Below are 15,063 nucleotides of genomic sequence, written 5' to 3'. Positions count from 1 at the left end.
TCCTCTACCTATCTCAGACCAGCTGACGGCCCTTGGCGTCGATCGCGTTGGCGACCGCTTCGTCCGTGGCTTCGTCGGGCAACAGCATCTCGTTGTGGGCCTTGCCCGAGGGGATCATCGGGAAGCAGTTGGCGAGGTTGGCGACGCGGCAATCGAAGATAACCGGCGCCGGCGTGTCGATCATCTTGCGGATCGCTGCGTCGAGCTCGCTCGGCTTGTCGCAACGGATGCCGACGCCGCCATAGGCTTCCGCCAGCTTGACGAAGTCAGGCATCGCTTCGGTGTAGGAATGCGACAGGCGGTTGCCGTGAAGCAGCTGCTGCCACTGGCGCACCATGCCCATGTACTGGTTGTTGAGGATGAAGATCTTGACCGGCAGCCCGTACTGGACCGCGCAGGACATTTCCTGGATGCACATCTGGATCGAGGCGTCACCGGCGATGTCGACGACGAGGCTATTCGGATGCGCGACCTGCACGCCGATCGCCGCGGGGAAGCCGTAGCCCATGGTGCCGAGGCCGCCCGAGGTCATCCAGCGGTTCGGCTGTTCGAAGCCGAAGAACTGGGCTGCCCACATCTGATGCTGGCCGACTTCCGTGGTGATGTAGGTGTCGCGGTCCTTGCTCAGCTCATAGAGCCGCTGAATCGCATATTGCGGCATGATGACGTCGTCGTTCGGCGCATAGGCGAGCGAATTGCGGGCGCGCCACTTGGTGATCATCTCCCACCAGTCCGAGAGACGTGCCTTGTCGGTCGACTTGGAAGCGGCGCGCCAGAGGCGAACCATGTCTTCCAGAACCGTGCCGACATCGCCGAGGATCGGCACGTCGACGCGGACGTTCTTGTTGATCGACGACGGGTCGATGTCGATGTGGATCTTCTTGGAGTTCGGCGAGAACGCGTTGAGACGGCCGGTGATGCGGTCGTCGAAGCGGGCGCCGATGCAGATCATGACGTCGCAGTCATGCATCGCCATGTTGGCCTCATAGGTGCCGTGCATGCCGAGCATGCCGAGCCAGGCCTTGCCGGAGGCCGGATAGGCGCCAAGCCCCATCAGCGTCGAGGTGATCGGGAAACCGGTGAGCTCGACCAATTCGCGCAGCAGATGCGAGGCTTCGGGGCCGGAGTTGATGACGCCGCCGCCGGAATAGATGATCGGCTGGCGCGCATTGCGCATCAGTTCGACCGCTTCCTCGATCTTCTTCAGATCGCCCTGCTTCTTCGGCTGGTAGCTCTTCTGGGTCGGGACGGCAGACGGCGGCGTGTAGGTGCCGGTCGCAAACTGGACGTCCTTCGGGATATCGACAACGACCGGGCCCGGACGGCCGGACTGGGCGACGCGGAAGGCCTCATGGATGATGCGGGCGAGATCGTTGACGTCGCGAACCAGCCAGTTGTGCTTGGTGCAAGGCCGGGTGATGCCGATCGTGTCGCATTCCTGGAAGGCGTCCGAGCCGATCAGCGAGGTCGGAACCTGGCCGGAGATGCAGACGAGCGGGATCGAATCCATCAGCGCGTCCTGCAGCGGCGTCACCGCATTGGTAGCACCTGGGCCGGAGGTGACCAGCATGACGCCGACCTTGCCGGTGGAGCGGGCATAGCCTTCGGCCATGTGGCCGGCGCCCTGCTCGTGGCGAACGAGGATGTGCTGGATATCGTCCTGCTGGTGGATTTCGTCGTAGATCGGAAGCACGGCGCCACCGGGATAGCCGAAGATATGCTCGACGCCATTGTCCTTCAGTGCCTGGAGAACGATCTCCGCGCCTGTCATCTGGTTTTCTGTACCGCTCATTGACTTGCTTCCGTCCCTTTTCCCAGTTGGGTGCTTAGCTTGTTTGAAGGCATAAAAAAAGGCCCCGTCAGGAGCCTCGTTCAGCGCATGGGTGGCTACCGCCGGATGGTTACACCATCCTGCCCATGCGCCGTCCCACCACAAGAATAACCGCAAAATTTTTCATGGGCCGAGTTGATAAACACAAATGCCTGAGGCGTCAACGGCTTTTCATTACACGATCCGGCGCTTTCTCGGAACATTGTTGCGCAAACCGTCCGAGAAAGCTGCGCGAACAGGCCCATAGCGACCACGGCAAGGCACCGCTTGTCTCATGACGCGCAAGGGTCATCGGCCCCTGGCTTGACGGCGATGCGGCTTGGCGCTACCTCCCTTTCCGGGCTTCAGATCCCCGCCGCTCGCAGGCTTCCAGTCTCGGTGAAATCTGACTTCTGACGATACCTCTCGCCCCGATCGCATTTCGTGTGGCAGGCAATGCGAGCCCCTCCTCTTCCCAATCGAAATGCGAGAACAGGAGCGCGGGATGTCCAAGGACAACTCCAAGCCGAATGCCTACTTGACCGCGCCGCTCGGCGCGACCTTCTTGAAAACGGCGCTGCCGATCATCTTCGTCATGAGCATGAACGGGCTGTTGACGGTGGCCGATGCCATCATGCTCGGCATCTATGTCGGCGCCGAAGCCGTCGGCGCCGTGACCACGGTGTTTCCGATCTTCATTCTCACCGTGGCGCTGGCCACCCTCGTCGTCAGCGGCATGGCGAGCCTGCTTGCCCGCCATCTCGGCGCCGGCCGCTTTGCTGAAGCCCGCGGCGTCTTCGCCGGCGCCCACATGCTGGCGCTGATGATCGCTGTTGCACTGATCGCGCTGTTCGCAGCCGTTGGCGACCGCCTGGTGCTGACGCTCACCAATGGTCCGGGGCCGCTCGCCGGCATGGCCGAGCGCTATATCGCGATCATCATCTTTGGCGCGCCCGTCCAGTTCCTGCTGGCAGTGCAATCGGATGCGCTCCGATGCGAGGGACGCGCCGGGCTGATGGCCGGCCTCAGCCTGCTGGTCTCGGTCGCAAACCTTGCCCTCAACTATGGGCTGATCGCGCTGCTGGACATGGGTGTCGCGGGGTCCGCGACCGGCACCGTGCTGGCGCAGCTCCTCGCGCTCGGCCTCATCGCCCTCTTCCGCCTGTTCGGACGCACGGAACTGCGGCTCTCCGCCCTCCTCCGGCATAATCCGCTGACGGGATGGAGCCGCATGATCGCGCTGGGCAGCCCCCAGAGCCTCGGCTTCATCGGCATGGCGCTGGTGTCGGTGACGATCATGGCGGCGCTGCAGAAGACGGCGGCCGAAAACTACGCCACCACGGTCGCCGCCTACGGCATCATCACCCGCATCATGACCTTCGCGCTGCTGCCGCTCTTGGGCCTGAGCCAGGCGATGCAGGCGATCGTCGGCAACAATGTCGGCGCCGGCCTCGCGGACCGGGCAGAAAGGATGCTGCGGCTTGGCATGCTTGTGGCGTTCTTCTACTGCCTCGCCGTCGAGGTGCTGCTCCTCGGCTTTTCCAGGCCGATTGGCGCGACCTTCGTCGACAGCGATGCGGTCATCGCCGACGTCGCGCGCATCATGCCGGTGATGGTCGCGATGTACGTCTTCTCCGGACCGCTGATCATGCTCGGCAGCTATTTCCAGGCGATCGGCGATGCGCGCCGGGCGGCGATCCTGGGGCTTGCCAAGCCCTATCTCTTCACCATGCCGCTGGTCGCACTCTACGCGTCGAGCTTTGGCGAACCCGGCATCTGGTTCGCCATGCCGACTGCAGACGCGCTGCTTCTCGCGGTCGCGCTGCTGGTGTTGTGGCAGGCCTCGCGCCAACGACCCGCAACGGCTCCGTCAGGCTGATCTGCGCGCGACGCGCCGGCTCTCCGGCGCGTCGCAGTCCCTGTCGCTAGAACCGCGAGAACCCGACAAGCGACGGCATGATGGAACCGCGGCCATCGTTGATGAACGGCGCCAGCCCCGCGGCCACCTCTTTGCTCGGATTGCCATAGACCTCGAGCCGCTCCACCGTGCAGTGGGCGGAGACGTCGTTGATGTGTGCATCCGACATTTGCCAGTGCCGGAGCACGTCCTCAGAATTGCGGTAGAGCTGGATGCTCACCGCCTGCATCTCTTTCTCGTCGATGAACGTCTGCACCATCAACTGCGGCGCATGCTCTTCGACGAAGGCGATCGCGCTGCGCACCGCCTCGCGGAACGGTTCGAGATGGCCGGGAGTAATCCTCATCAGATTTCGGAAAAGCAGTTGCTCGGTCATGCATCCTCCATGTCGCGTATTGCTGGCTTCTCGGGCCGGATCCGAGCCGGAGATGGCGTTCGGGCGAACGCCGATGGAGAGGTTTGTAAGAGCTCAAGCATGGTTGAGGTCAAGCGGCAGATACCAGAGCAATTTTGGAGGTCGGCCGCGTCCGCATGCACCGGCCATTAACATTTGCCGTGGCAAATTAGCTTGGCTGCATGATGCAGCTTAAAAACAAAGGCAATGAGATGCTTGACCTTTCCGTGCTCACACCTCTCCTCCTCAGTTTCGGCGCGATCTACCTGTTCTTCCGCTGGGTCGTGTTCGATATGAACGCCCCGAAATAGACCCCCGCGCTCCAAGCCTGCCTCCGTGAGAGGCCTGCGATCCCTGCCGGAGCGCACGGAGGCACCCCCTATTCATCGACAAGCCTGGCGACGAGATCACCGAGCAGGCGCTCGAGCTCGGCGTCATGCCCCTTGTTCAGCGCTTCCAGCCCCACCACCTGGCGCATGATCTGCACGCCGGCGACGAGCGACATCAGCAGCGCCGCGCGCTGACCTGCATCCGGGCCTGAAAGCGCCTCCGTGACGTTCTTCTGGTGGTGGCTTTCGACCACCTGTCGCGCGATATCGACCGCGCGCTCGTTGGAGATCGAGCGGAGCATGATGAGGAAGCCGTCGAGCGCGGTTGCCTCCGGTTCCGTCACCTTCAAAAGCGCGCTTGCGATGCGCGCTGCCCGGTCCGGTGCGCAGAGCGTCTCCGGCGTGGCGATGATCGGCCGTTGGTTGGCAGTCGAAAGCACTTCGGCAAAGAGCCCCTCCTTCGAACCGAAATAGCGGTTGATCAGCATCGCCGTAACCCCGGCCCCTTCGGCGATCTCGCGCACACCGGCGCCTTCATATCCCGAGGCGATGAAGGCGGAGCGTGCGGACTCAAGAATTGCGGCGCGCGTGGCGTTCGCATCGCGGCGGCGCCCGTCCTTTTCGGCAGGCCGTTTTTCTGCGCCCCCTTTTTCAGCAGCCTCCTTTTTGGCAGGCATGGCTCCTCCTTAGTATACACGTGTAGACATTCTCATGAATCGAAAGTATACAGACGTAGACTTGCCGCTGCAACGCGCCTTGCAAGACAGCCTTCATTCCATCCACGGAGCCTCATGTGACCAGCATTTGCGCCTATGGCGACAGCCTGCATTTCTTCCGCTCCTGGCTCGCAGATCCACTGCGCGTCGCCTCGGTCACGCCGTCCTCCCGGTCGCTTGCCCGGTTGATCACGCGCGAGATCGACCCACGCTATGGCCCGGTGCTCGAACTCGGTCCCGGCACCGGCGTCTTCACGCGCGCGTTGATCGAGCGGGGCGTGCGCGAGGAAGACCTTGTGCTGGTCGAATCCGGCCCTGACTTTGCTGCCGTCCTGAAGGCGCGTTTCCCGGCCTCCACCATTCTTTCGATCGACGCGGCGCGACTTGCCGATGGTCATTCCGAAATTCCCGCAGGCATCGGCGCTGCGGTCAGCGGCCTGCCGCTGCTCTCCATGCCCACCCGCAAGGTTATGGCAATCCTTTCCGGTATTTTCCTGCACATGCGGCCGGGTGGCCATCTCTACCAGTTCACCTACGGTCCGCGCTGCCCCATCCCGCGGCCGCTGCTCGACCGGCTCGGCCTTCGCGCCCGGCGCATCGGCGGCACCATCAGAAACTTCCCGCCCGCCTCCGTCTACCGGATCAGCCGGCGCAAACCCTTCACGGCCATGGGCAGGACCTGCGACTGACGCAACGAAAGAAGATGAAAACCGATGAATGAATGTGTTCTTGTCACCGGCGGCACCGGCTTCGTCGCCCGCTGGTGCATCGTCTCTCTGCTCGAAGGCGGATACCACGTTCGCGCCACCTTGCGCGATCTCGCAAAGGCCGACGCCGTCAGGCGCTCGATCGCCGCCGTCAGCGACGCGACAGACCGACTGTCCTTCGCCAGGGCCGATCTGACCGGAGATGACGGCTGGGCCGAGGCGATGGAGGGCTGCACCTATGTCCTGCACGTCGCTTCGCCGCTCGGCGGCATTCCCGGCGGCGGTCGCGACGCCTATGTTATGCCGGCCCGCGAAGGCACGCTGCGGGTGCTTTCCGCCGCCGTCGATGCCGGCGTCCGGCGTGTGGTGATGACTTCGGCGGCCGCCACGACCCGGCCGCCGCTGGACTCAGGCCTTGCCAGCGACGAGACGCGCTGGGCCGACCCCGACGACCCGCAATTCGACAATTACCGGGTCTCCAAGATCCTCGCCGAACGTGCCGCCTGGAAGTTCATGGAGGGCAAGGCGACGGAGTTCGCCACGTTGCTGCCCGGCGCCGTCTTCGGTCCGGTGCTTTCGAGCGAAAATCTCGGCTCGGTGAAGATCATCGGCGACCTCGTCGGCGGCCGGCCGCGGTTCCTGCCGCGCCTCGGTTTCTGGGTGGTGGACGTACGCGATCTCGCCGACCTGCACGTCACCGCCATGACCGCGCCTGAGGCCGCAGGCGAACGCTTTCTCGCCGCCGGCGACTTCCAATGGATGGAGGAGATCGCCGCCACGCTGCGCCTGGGCCTCGGCGTCGATGGCCGCAAGGTGCCGACGCGACGGCTGCCGACTGCGCTCGTGCGGCTGCTGGCCCCGCTCAGCGCCGATTTGAAGCCGCTGGCCCCGCTGCTCGGTCGCAAGTTTGCGCTGTCATCCGACAAAACCCGGCGCCTGCTTGGCTTTGCGCCGAGGCCGGTGAACGCCACCATCCTCGACTGCGCCCGCAGCCTGATTGCGGCCGGCGGGCGCTGATTTCAGCCGCCGCAGGGCTACACCTGCGGCGGCAGCAGGAACAGCGTCATGGCGAAGATCACGTAGACGGTGAGCGCCAGCACGCCCATGTACCAGGCAGACCGCCCGCCGTTGGAAAGCAGCGTCGCGGCCATGGTCGCGACCAGCATCATCACGATCGCCCCCGGCCAGAACTGCAGGTCCATCGGCTGCGGCCCGAGCACGTAGCTCAGAAGCACCAGCAGCGGCGCGACGAAGAGCGCAATCTGCACGGCGCTGCCGAGCGCTATGCCGACGCTCAGGTCCAGCCGATCCTTGCGCGCAGCGGAGAAAGCCGTCGCCATCTCGGCCGCGGCACCGACGAGCGCGACGACAACGAAGCCGACGAAGGCCGGCGTCATGCCAAGCTCTTCGGCCGCAACCTGCACCGAGCCGACGAAAACTTCGCTGACAAGCGCCACAAGAACGGTCACCACCAGCAGCACGATGATGCCCGTCGCCAGCGGCCAGTGCGGTTCATCACCGCCATGCTCGGAAGTGGCCGAGACGAACAGCTCGCGATGGGTCTTCAGCGAAAACAGCATCCAGAGCCCATAGGTGATGATGAGAAGGACGGAGAGGCCGGCGCTCAGCTGTTGGGTGAAAGCCGTCTGCGGCTGGCCGTCGGCAGCACCGATCAGCGAAGGCACGAGCACGGCGATCGTCGCCATGAACAGGAGGCTCGCCAGAAAGCGCGCATTCACCCGGTTGAACTCCTGCAGGTGAAACTTGAGCCCGCCGAGCAGAAACGAACCACCCAGCATGAACAGCGTGTTGGTGACGATCGCGCCGGCGATCGAGGCCTTGACCAGCAGATACTGGCCGGCAGCAAGCGCCATCAGGGCGATGACGAGCTCGGTCAGGTTGCCGAGCGTTGCATTCAAGAGCGCGCCGACCGTGTCGCCGGTGCGGGCCGCAACCGCCTCCGTCGCCTGGCTCAGGAGCGCCGCCAGCGGCACGATCGCCGCCACCGACAGCAGGAAGAGCAGCGTATGGGCGTCCGGCCAGATGTGCTCACCGGCGATCGCGATCGGCACGAAGACGATCAGCCAGAGTATGGGTGTCCGACGAAAATAGGCAATTGCATCGCTCATGGCTTCCCCTCGCCCGCTTCCCGCTCGCCCTTCGAGCGTCCGTGGCCGGCAACGCCCCCGACGGTCACCCGAACGGACGTGCCTGGCCTATGGTTGAATTATCCCGCGTCCTCTCGCGTTCTGCATTGACTTTCATCAAGTCGGAGCGTGCCCGGCGCCCAGTCTCAGACCCGCTGGATCAGCGCCCGCCCGATCGGCTTTTCCGGCTCGCCGCTCAAGACAAGCGACGTCGTCACGGCGCCATAGCGCGCGATCGTGTCGACGATCGTTTCAAGCTCGCCCGGCGTCGGCACCAGCACCTTGAGAAGGAAACAGTCCTCGCCGGTCAGCCGCAGCACCTCGATCACCTGCGGCATCTCGGAAAACTGCTTGAGGCAGGCACGGATATGTTCGTGCGTCGTCTTCAGGCGGATCACCGCCATCATGCCAAGCCCGAGGCGTGCCGCATTGATGCGTGCGCCATAACCGGAAATGATGCCGCGCTCCTCCAGCCGCTTGACCCGCTCCGAGGTCGCCGGCTGCGACAGACCGATACGCCGCCCGAGCTCCGAGATCGCGATGCGTCCGTCTTCCTGCAATACCTCGATGATCGCGATATCGGTCGGGTCGAGGGCAGAACGGTCAACCGCCATGTTTCACCTTTAATCCATCGGCAAACGGCCGCACTTTCCGATGATTGCGCATTCAGATGGTCAAGGGAAGCTGGCAGTCTCCCCCATGTTGAAGATGAGAGGACAACATGAACGATATCATCATCCTGCCCGGCATCGGCGGTTCCGGCGAGGCGCACTGGCAAACCCGATGGGAGTATGCAGACCCTCACATGCGCCGTTTCCAACCGGGCGATTGGGATCGTCCGCAGCTTGCCGACTGGATCCAGGCGCTCGACAGCGCCGTTGCCTCAGCAAGCGAGCCGCCCCTTCTCGTCGCCCACAGCCTTGCCTGTCTGCTCGTCGCCCATTGGCATGCAGTCCGCACCCGTCCTGTCGCCGGCGCTTTTCTCGTGGCGGTTCCCGATCCGACGTCTGCGGCCTTCCCGGCGGAGGCTGCCAGCTTCGCCAAGGTCCCGACGGAACGCTTCCGTTTTCCCTCCCTTATCGTCGCGAGTTCCAACGACCCCTTCGGCACCATCGGCTACGCGCAGATGCGGGCGGCGCAATGGGGCAGCCGGTTCGCCGAAGCCGGCGCCGTCGGCCATATCAACGGCAAGAGCGGGTTGAGCGACTGGCCGGAAGGGCGGGCGCTGTTCCGGTCGTTTGCTCAGTGCATCAAACCATCGGAGGGCTGAGGCGTCACACAGTCCGGCCAACGTCGGCGAGCTTTCCCGACAGTTTGCTCAGGGAGAGCGCACAATCTTGCACGTTATGCGCTAATCATGCCAAGTGGCCCCACAACCGCCCGCCAGGAACCACGCATGACGCCGACCGTGTCGCTGACGCCATATTATCGCTACTTCGCCCTCGTTTGCCTGGCGTTGACAGGAGTCTGCGTGGCCGGGATGTTCGCCTACGAGACCCTTGTTGGCCCGATACCGAAGGGAACTGCATACGGCGTCTGGTTTGCGCAGACATTGTCATCGGCTACCGCCACAGCCAGCCGTTTCGTGCAAAGGCATCGCCGATGCCCGACGGAAGAAGAGAAAGCGAAACTGGCCCGCGTCTCCTTGGGCTTAGCCACGGCAATTAGCATTCTGCCGGGTGTTGCAATTGCTGCTTGGGTCTACGTCATGGCGTTTGTATTTGGCGACCCAGGCTATGAGATCGCCTACTACGTCAACCGGCAGCAGTTCGTCTCCCTGCTGATGTCTCTGGACATGGTTCTCTGTCTCGTGATCGCAGGCGGTATGGCCCTCCTCCTGACAGTCTCGTACTTCATGATGCGCTGGCAGTACGGTAGCTCGGCGAGGAGGATGGCCGGCCGGCTATCGCTCTGACAGGGAACTAATCGGATCGCGCAAGTCGCCGTGCCGCTGCCCGTGCCCCGCGTGCTCGTGCAACATCTCGAAACCACTTGTTAAATCCCCTTGGCTAACATGAAGCGCCGTATTGCCGGGGTTTCTCGCGTTGCTGAACAATGAACTTCATTCCTCGATCCGTGCCGGAGAGCAGGATCGCCGTGACGGCCTGAAGCCCGGCAACCGGTTCCTCGGACGGGTGGTTGCCTGCAACGGCGCGCGCGCGACGATCGCTGCGATCGCAGAGAGCGGCGAGACGTCGCTGACCGAACTCTGGTCCGTCGGCCGGCTGATTTCCATTTCCGTCGGCAGGAACCGCGTGGTGGCGCTGGTCTATTCGATGCAGACCACCTCCAGCGAATGGGGCGAAGAGACCAACAACACCTTCCGCATCGAAGTCGAACTGATGGGCGAGGTCCATAGGGGGCCCGACGGTCGTGAAGAGTTTTCCGCCGGTATCAGCCAATATCCCTATCTCGGTGCCATCGCCCACCGCATCCGCGCCGCCGACCTTGCGCGCATCTACGATTCCGGCCGCAACGACAGCTGCATCATCGGCAAGCTGACCCAGGACGAGAGCCTCGACGCAACCATTCACGTGCCCTCGATGCTCGCCAAGCATTTCGCCATCGTCGGCACGACCGGCGTCGGCAAGTCGACCGCGGTCACGCTGCTGCTCAACAAGGCGATCATTGCCGATCCGAAGCTGCGCGTGCTGATCCTCGACCCGCACAACGAATTTGCCGCCGCCTTCCCCGACCTTGCCGTCGTCATCGACACCGATACGCTCGACCTGCCCTTCTGGTTCTTCCGACTGGAGGAGTTCGCAGAGGTGATCTTCCGCGGCCGCCCGGCGCCGCCGGACGAGCTCGACATGCTGCGCGACATCATCCCCGAGGCGAAGAAGGCCTTCCGCGGCGGCGGCGACGCCGGCATCGTGCGGCGCCAGACGGAAAAGAGCTCGATCACCGCCGACACGCCGGTGCCTTACCGCATCGCCGACCTCTTGGCGCTGATCGACGAGCGCATCGGCCGGCTCGAAGGGCGCAACGACAAGCCGCATCTGCGCTCGCTCAAGGTCAAGATCGTCTCGGCGATCAACGATCCGCGCTATCATTTCATGTTCTCGTCGAACACGATCACCGACACGATCCAGGACACGATCGCCCGGGTTTTCCGCATTCCAGGCGACGGCCGGCCGATTGCCACCTTCCAGCTGGCCGGCATCCCCTCGGAAGTCGTTAATTCCGTCGCCTCGGTGCTTTGCCGCATGGCGTTTGAAATCGGGCTCTGGAGCAATGGCGGCATCCATATGCTGGTCGTCTGCGAAGAGGCGCACCGCTATGTGCCCGCCGATCCGTCGCTCGGCTTCCTTCCGACCCGCCAGGCCATTGCCCGCATCGCCAAGGAAGGCCGCAAATACGGCGTCTCGCTCGGCATCATCACCCAGCGCCCCGGCGAACTCGATCCGACGATCCTGTCGCAGTGCTCGACGGTCTTTGCCATGCGGCTTGCCAACGACCGTGACCAGGACATCATCCGCTCGGCCATTCCGAACTCGTCGACATCGACGACCAGCTTCATTTCCTCGATCGGCAATGGCGAGGCAATCGCATTCGGCGAGGCGGTGGCCGTGCCGATGCGCATGCGCTTTTCTCGCATCGCCGAGGAGCGCCTGCCGCGCGCCCACGGGATCATCGACCGGATCGACGAGGACCATCCGCCGACCGTTGACCTGCGCGCGATCGTCAGCCGCATGCGCGCCATCAACGGGCCGGATATTTCGAACTTCCAGCAGAGCTACATGGCGGCGCAGACCGTGAGCGAAGAGCAGCGCTGGGAGACCGAACTGGGCGCCACGGCAGAAGCCGAGCCGCAACCGGGCCTCAGCGAGCCGCAGGTCGAGATCGAGCCCTATCGTCCGGACATGCTTCCGCGCGCGCCTGCCCCCGTCAATCCGGAGCTGGAGCGCTTCAATCAGATCCGCCAGCAGCTCTTGAACGAGCCATCCCCGGCCGATCAGGCCCAACGCCGTTCGCAAACGGCTGACCCGGCGTCCGGCGAGCGGCCGCGCCAGGGCTCGCTGCGCGAAAGCCTGTTGAAGCGGCCCCTCGGCAGCATCATCCGCAAGACCTAGGCAGCGAACGCGTAAAACTGCGGGCGCCCCATTTGACAACCAGAGATGTAAAAGCGTTTTGTCCAGACATGCGCTGCGGGCGGCAGTGCGTGAACAACTCTGGAGGGGAATAGCGGCTCGCTGGGTGGTCGCACGCGTCCTTGCGACCGAAGGTCCTCCAGGGGGCGCTCCACATTAACGCGATTGGCATGCTTCGGCCCGCCCCAATGCGGCCGTGGCTCCGGGCACCCGAACAGAACGGTACAAGCGGCGTTGCCCGATGGCGTCGCAGACCGATAGAATAGAAGTTTCAAGCGCTTCGACATCTGATCGCGCACGCCTTTCGGTGGCAGCGGAGAAAAGACCTTGCCAGAGAACGACTACGATGCCTTTGCGGCAGCCTATGATGCCGACAACGAGAACAACGCCTGGAACGCCTATTACGAGCGGCCGGCGACTTTGGCACTCGCCGGCGACGTCGCCGGGCTTCGGGTGCTCGACGCCGGTTGCGGCGGCGGAGCGCACGCGGCAGCGCTCATCGAGCGCGGCGCCACGGTGACCGGCATCGATCGCAGCGCCGGTCTTCTGGACATCGCCCGTCGACGCCTCGACGGGCGTGCGCAATTGCTGAGGGCCGATCTGGGCGAACCCTTGCCGTTCGACGACGGTGCCTTCGACCTCATCGTGGCATCCCTCGTCATGCACTATCTGGAGGACTGGTCGCTCCCGCTTTCCGAATTCAACCGGGTTCTGCAGAAGGGCGGCCGCCTGGTGTTTTCCACGCACCATCCGTTCATGGATCATTCCCTTTCCGGTCACGACAACTATTTCGAGACCTATCGCTTCGACGATACCTGGGAACGGGGCGGCAGGACCATCCACATGCGCTTCTGGCACCGCCCGCTGCACGCCATGTTCGATGCGCTCAAATCAGCCGGATTTGCCACCGAGACGGTGAGCGAACCGGAGCCCGATCCGCGTGCCAGCACGCTCTTTCCGGACGCCTACAGGAGCCTGACGACCAAACCGCGCTTCCTCTTCTTCTCGGCCGTGAAAGCGTGAGCGCGACAGCCTTCTCGACGTTTTGAAGGGCCGAGCAGGAGGAAGTCATATCCCGAGGATTTGCTCGTGCGCGCCCGTTGCGCCCCAGCGGACGATTTCGGCAAGGATCGGCAGCAGCGCCTGCCCCTGGGCGGTCAGACTGTATTCCACCTTGCGCGGCACCACGGGATAGTCCCGGCGGCTGATCAGGCCCCGCTCCTCCAGTTCCCGCAGTTCGCGGCTGAGAATACGCGGGGTGATCGGCTTACCGAGTCCGCCACGAAGCAGCGACCGTCCGATTTCGCCATAGCGGTGCGTCCCGCCTTCGAGCACGCAAAGAATGTGCAGCTTGTAGCGCCCGCCAACGATCTGGTTGAAGGCGATGGCGGGGCAGAGCCGGATATGGCTCATGTCGAGACCGGTCAGGCTGGACACTTTCGGCCCGATACCTCGGTCCGATGCCACGGCTTGTTCCGTCATGTCGGCGCCCCCCGTACTATCCTTTTTGTCCGTATTTACGATATCGTACCAGAGAGTTAGCGTGCTTTCAGCAAACAATGCGGGAGGAAAGCACGATGGCTGACATGGCGCAGGCACACGCGACAGTAAAGTTCGAGACGGCTTTCGGAGCGCGGTCATGAGCATGGAGATGACCGTGCTGGCGCTCGGCTGCATCTTCGGCATCATCCAGGTTTTTGTCGCGGCGCAACTCCAGACGCGCCAGAACGGACTGGCCTGGTCGCTCTCTTCGCGCGAAGCGACCGGGCCGCCGCCAACGCCCCTCGTCGGACGGCTGAAACGCGCGCAGGCAAACTTCCTCGAGACTTTTCCCTTCGCCGCGTCCGCGCTGCTTGCGGTCGAAGTCACCGGCGCAAACAACACGACGACGGAACTCGGTGCGATCGTCTGGCTTTCGGCACGGCTCGCCTTTTGGCTCGCCTATGCGATCGGCATTCCCGTGCTGCGCTCGGTCCTGTTTGCGACCAGCATCATCGGGATCGGACTGGTGCTGTGGCCGCTGCTGGCGTGACTGGTGTGAGCCGATCAAGCGTAGGCACAAGCAAGCAAATCACCCCCTGAGGTCAGGGGAATCCCACGATGGCGCCAGACGGCGGCGTGCCGCTTTCACCGCTTCGGCGTAGTCTTCGCGAAAGGGTGCAACCAACTGCTTTTGAAGGTCTGCCAGCACTCCGAGCAGCACCGCGCATTCGGCCGTGCTTTCGAAACAGGAGGCGTCCGGCGTTGGAACTGCGTTCTCCTCGCTCCAACGCGACAGAAGTTCAAAAAGCACCAGGACTTCATCGGGAGACAGACGGATTTCCGCGCTGTCAGGAGACGTTTTCTGCTCGTCTGTCATGATCGGGACATGGCATGCGCCGCCCGAACCTGCAAGCCGCCCCGCTCACAGCAAGGCATCAGCGCCTATCCTGCAAGGAAACTTTGCCGCGGGCCGACCGTTGTCGTGGCGACATCCTGGGGTAGGATCAGTCAGCCGGTTTTGTTGACACCGACGACAACGGGAGCGCGCCATGGTTACAAGCATCACGCCCTTTCTGATGTTCCAGGATGGCGTCGCCGACGACGCCATGGCCTTCTACGTCTCACTGTTCCCGAATGCCGAGGTGCTGGAAGTCGAGCGCTATGGACCGGATGAGCAAGGTCCCGAAGGCAGCGTCAAGGTGGCGCTTTTCCGGCTCGGCGCGCAGCGGGTCAAGTGCATCGACAGCCCGGTCCGGCACGCCTTCGATTTCACCCCGTCGTTCTCCTTCTTCGTGGAATGCCAGAGCGAGGATGAGATCATCACGCTTTATGGCATGCTCGCCGAAGGCGGGGCAGTGCTGATGCCACTCGACAATTACGGCTTCAGCCAGCGCTTCAGCTGGGTCACCGACCGCTTCGGCGTGTCCTGGCAGCTGAACCTCGCCGACTGATCCGCAGCAACGGCGCTC

Annotated in this window: 16 protein-coding genes; 9 read left to right on the top strand and 7 right to left on the bottom strand. The window is 63.7% G+C overall.

All coding sequences use genetic code 11. The annotated features are described in order from the left end of the window. Positions 1-13: 13 nt before the first annotated feature. Positions 14-1,792: an acetolactate synthase 3 large subunit gene (locus ASE71_RS20500; protein WP_034792684.1), complete on the bottom strand. Its 1,779-nt coding sequence runs from the start codon at positions 1,790-1,792 to the stop codon at positions 14-16. 523 nt (positions 1,793-2,315) lie between these two features. Here ASE71_RS20500 and ASE71_RS20495 point away from each other — a divergent pair. After that, complete coding sequence (locus ASE71_RS20495) at positions 2,316-3,689, top strand: MATE family efflux transporter (protein ID WP_063891133.1); 1,374 nt, start codon at positions 2,316-2,318, stop codon at positions 3,687-3,689. 46 nt (positions 3,690-3,735) lie between these two features. On the opposite strand, the gene ASE71_RS20490 is transcribed toward ASE71_RS20495, so the two are convergent. Together ASE71_RS20490 and ASE71_RS20485 are read right to left on the bottom strand one after the other, a co-directional pair. Next, positions 3,736-4,104: a hypothetical protein gene (locus ASE71_RS20490; RefSeq protein ID WP_060515977.1), complete on the bottom strand. Its 369-nt coding sequence runs from the start codon at positions 4,102-4,104 to the stop codon at positions 3,736-3,738. Between the two features lie 397 nt (positions 4,105-4,501). After that, positions 4,502-5,128, bottom strand: coding sequence for a TetR/AcrR family transcriptional regulator (locus tag ASE71_RS20485; protein WP_063891132.1), 627 nt, complete (start codon positions 5,126-5,128; stop codon positions 4,502-4,504). 116 nt (positions 5,129-5,244) lie between these two features. On the opposite strand from ASE71_RS20485, the gene ASE71_RS20480 reads away from it, so the two are divergent. Further along, positions 5,245-5,856, top strand: a complete 612-nt coding sequence (locus ASE71_RS20480) for a class I SAM-dependent methyltransferase (protein WP_060515976.1) — start codon at positions 5,245-5,247, stop codon at positions 5,854-5,856. 24 nt (positions 5,857-5,880) lie between these two features. Then, complete coding sequence (locus tag ASE71_RS20475; protein ID WP_060515975.1) at positions 5,881-6,891, top strand: NAD-dependent epimerase/dehydratase family protein; 1,011 nt, start codon at positions 5,881-5,883, stop codon at positions 6,889-6,891. Between the two features lie 17 nt (positions 6,892-6,908). On the opposite strand, the gene cax is transcribed toward ASE71_RS20475, so the two are convergent. Both cax and ASE71_RS20465 read right to left on the bottom strand, forming a co-directional pair. Continuing rightward, on the bottom strand, positions 6,909-8,003 hold the full coding sequence (gene cax, locus ASE71_RS20470) for a calcium/proton exchanger (RefSeq protein ID WP_034792668.1): 1,095 nt from the start codon (positions 8,001-8,003) through the stop codon (positions 6,909-6,911). A gap of 164 nt (positions 8,004-8,167) precedes the next feature. Beyond that, complete coding sequence (locus ASE71_RS20465; RefSeq protein ID WP_060515974.1) at positions 8,168-8,635, bottom strand: Lrp/AsnC family transcriptional regulator; 468 nt, start codon at positions 8,633-8,635, stop codon at positions 8,168-8,170. A gap of 107 nt (positions 8,636-8,742) precedes the next feature. Here ASE71_RS20465 and ASE71_RS20460 point away from each other — a divergent pair, with 107 nt between their 5' ends. The 4 genes from ASE71_RS20460 to ASE71_RS20445 all read left to right on the top strand — a co-directional run bounded on the left by ASE71_RS20460 (position 8,743) and on the right by ASE71_RS20445 (position 13,135). Then, positions 8,743-9,291, top strand: a complete 549-nt coding sequence (locus tag ASE71_RS20460; protein WP_060515973.1) for an RBBP9/YdeN family alpha/beta hydrolase — start codon at positions 8,743-8,745, stop codon at positions 9,289-9,291. A 126-nt stretch (positions 9,292-9,417) separates the two neighbouring features. Beyond that, positions 9,418-9,936 (top strand): ABZJ_00895 family protein, encoded by a 519-nt coding sequence (locus ASE71_RS20455; RefSeq protein ID WP_034792648.1) that lies wholly within the window; start codon positions 9,418-9,420, stop codon positions 9,934-9,936. 130 nt (positions 9,937-10,066) lie between these two features. Next, positions 10,067-12,094 (top strand): ATP-binding protein, encoded by a 2,028-nt coding sequence (locus tag ASE71_RS20450; protein ID WP_034793613.1) that lies wholly within the window; start codon positions 10,067-10,069, stop codon positions 12,092-12,094. Between the two features lie 345 nt (positions 12,095-12,439). Further along, entirely contained in the window at positions 12,440-13,135 is a 696-nt protein-coding gene (locus ASE71_RS20445; protein ID WP_060515972.1) for a class I SAM-dependent methyltransferase, read from the top strand. A 45-nt stretch (positions 13,136-13,180) separates the two neighbouring features. Here ASE71_RS20445 and ASE71_RS20440 read toward each other — a convergent pair whose 3' ends face one another. Next, a complete protein-coding gene (locus tag ASE71_RS20440; RefSeq protein WP_244496814.1) occupies positions 13,181-13,594 on the bottom strand; it encodes a winged helix-turn-helix transcriptional regulator in 414 nt (137 codons plus the stop codon). A 157-nt stretch (positions 13,595-13,751) separates the two neighbouring features. Here ASE71_RS20440 and ASE71_RS20435 point away from each other — a divergent pair, with 157 nt between their 5' ends. Next, positions 13,752-14,144, top strand: a complete 393-nt coding sequence (locus tag ASE71_RS20435; protein ID WP_060515971.1) for an MAPEG family protein — start codon at positions 13,752-13,754, stop codon at positions 14,142-14,144. Between the two features lie 39 nt (positions 14,145-14,183). Here the strand turns inward: ASE71_RS20435 and ASE71_RS20430 are convergent, their stop codons facing one another. Continuing rightward, positions 14,184-14,471, bottom strand: coding sequence for a hypothetical protein (locus tag ASE71_RS20430; protein WP_060515970.1), 288 nt, complete (start codon positions 14,469-14,471; stop codon positions 14,184-14,186). A gap of 172 nt (positions 14,472-14,643) precedes the next feature. Between ASE71_RS20430 and ASE71_RS20425 the strand changes: the two genes are divergently transcribed. After that, positions 14,644-15,045 (top strand): VOC family protein, encoded by a 402-nt coding sequence (locus tag ASE71_RS20425; protein ID WP_060515969.1) that lies wholly within the window; start codon positions 14,644-14,646, stop codon positions 15,043-15,045. Positions 15,046-15,063 lie beyond the last annotated feature (18 nt).

This window comes from Ensifer sp. Root954 (assembly GCF_001429005.1).
GTDB classification, from domain to species: Bacteria; Pseudomonadota; Alphaproteobacteria; order Rhizobiales; family Rhizobiaceae; genus Ensifer; species Ensifer adhaerens.
The sequence above is the reverse complement of the archived record's forward strand: the minus strand, read 5'-3'. Positions and strand labels throughout refer to the sequence as shown.